We start from the raw sequence: 2,076 nt of genomic DNA on the forward strand, positions 1-2,076 counted from the left end.
GGCCTACGCGGATGCGGGCGCGCTGACGGTCGAGCTGGCCAACGACTACCCCGAACTCGAATACACCGTGCAGTACCGCGAGAGCGACCTGGCCTTCGCCTGCCGGATGATGGAGCGGCACGGGATCAGCTATCACTTCCGCCACGCGGACGGCGCCCATGAGATGGTGCTGACCGACCAGGTCGAGGCCCATGACAGCATCGGCGCGCGGCCCTTCCGCCCGGCCGAGGGCCACCATCAGGAGGAGATCTCGCATTTCCGCGCCTGGCGGCCCGCGCGGCGGATCACGACCGGGGCGATCCGGCTGACGGACTACAATTTCAAGGCCCCGGTGGCGGCGATGGAGACCGACCATCTGGGCGACGCGGCTTACGAACAGGGCCAGATCGAGAGCTTCGACTGGCCGGGCGATTACCTCGATCAGGGCCGCGGCCGGGTGGTGGCCGAGCTGCGCGCCCAGGGCGAACGCGGCCAGGACCGGCGCTTTGAGGCCGAGGGCGATATCGTGGCGCTTGGCGCGGGGCTCCGGGTGACGCTGTCGGGCGATCCGGTGCCCGGGACCGGCGGCGAATACATGTGCCTCAGCGCCCGGCACTCCTACACCGCCGACAACTATGGCTCGGGCGGCTCGGACGATGGCGACGGCCGCGCCTATGACGGGCAATACGTCCTGATGCCGGTCGAGGCGCCGCTTTTGCCCGAACAGAAGACCGCCCGGGCCGACGTGCGGGGGCCGCAGACGGCGACGGTGGTCGGCGAGGGCGAGATCGACTGCGACGAATACGGCCGGATCCTGGTGCGGTTCCACTGGGATCTGGACGAGGCCTGGTCGATGCGCTGCCGGGTGTCGCAAAGCTGGGCGGGCGCGGGCTGGGGCGGGATGGTGATCCCCCGGATCGGCATGGAGGTGGTGGTCGAGTTCCTCGACGGCGACCCCGACAAGCCGCTGGTCACGGGATGCGTCTATAACGGGACCCATGATCGGCCCTATGTCCTGCCCGCGCACAAGACCAAGTCGGTGCTGCGCTCGGACAGCCACAAGTCCACGGGCCACAACGAGATTTCCTTCGAGGACGCGACCGGCGAAGAGGTGATGTTCCTGCACGCCCAGAAGGATCAGATGACCCGGATCCTCAACAACCGCGGCGCGCGCATCGAGAATTCCAGCGTCGAGACAGTGGGCAACAACCGGCTGGTCTCGACCGGCAACAACCAGCAGGAGACGATCGGCGGGTCGCTGAACCGCACGGTGGGCGGCCAGCTCGGCAGCCTCTTCGGGGCGGTGGGCGCGGTGGCGGCGGCCGGCGGGCAGGATGCGCTGGCGGGCTCCGAGGCGGTGGGAAGCAAGGCGGTCACCGCCTTCGCGGCCTCCTTCGCCGCTGCGGGGGCGGCGATCGAGGCGGCCGCGGGGTCGGCGCGCGCCCGGTTCGACGCCGCGGGCAACCACCGCGCGGTGGGCGGGGCGGAACAGGCCGCGCGCACGGACAGCATCGCAAGCCTGCTATCGGACGTGATGCCGATGGGCGGCGTGATGATGACGATGGTCGAGAAGTTCCGCTCGGACACGATCGGGCTGGCGCGCACCGAGCAGATCGGCGCCTACAAGAACACCTCGGTCGGGCACACGATGACGGTCAATGTGGGCCAGGAATTCCTGATCAACTGCGGCAAGTCGAAATTCGTCATGGATGCCGAGGGTAACGTGACGATCATCGGCACGAAGTTCAACTTCACCGCCTCGGGCCATGTGCAGATCAACGGCAAGGTCATCGACCTGAACTGAGGGGCGGACGGGCATGGCAATTCCGAAGGAAGGCAGCCGCGACACCAGCGAGGGACTGATCGTGTCCTGCACGCCCGATGTCTGCAAGACGCCGGTGGGATCGAGCCTGGTGCCGATCCCCTACACGATCACCGCGGTTCAGGGGGACGACGCGAACACGGCCGCGACGGTGCGGATGACGGGGCTCAGGGCGCACAACACGGGCTCGATGACGACCTGCTGCACGGGCGACGAGCCGGGGACCGGCACGGGGGTGAAGTCGGGCACGGTGGGGGCGATCTGCGAGCCGAAGG

The 2,076-nt window shown here is 68.7% G+C and carries 2 protein-coding genes; both read left to right on the top strand.

Annotated features, from left to right (window positions below; translation table 11 throughout):
- A partial coding sequence (locus C8N38_RS20950) for a type VI secretion system Vgr family protein (protein ID WP_215731190.1) occupies positions 1 to 1,783 on the top strand: 1,783 nt, incomplete at its 5' end.
- Positions 1,784 to 1,796: 13 nt separating this feature from the next.
- The coding region (locus C8N38_RS20955) for a DUF4150 domain-containing protein (RefSeq protein ID WP_146176355.1) at positions 1,797 to 2,076 on the top strand (280 nt) is incomplete at its 3' end.

Source organism: Rhodovulum kholense (genome assembly GCF_003053725.1).
GTDB classification, from domain to species: domain Bacteria; phylum Pseudomonadota; class Alphaproteobacteria; order Rhodobacterales; family Rhodobacteraceae; genus Rhodovulum; species Rhodovulum kholense.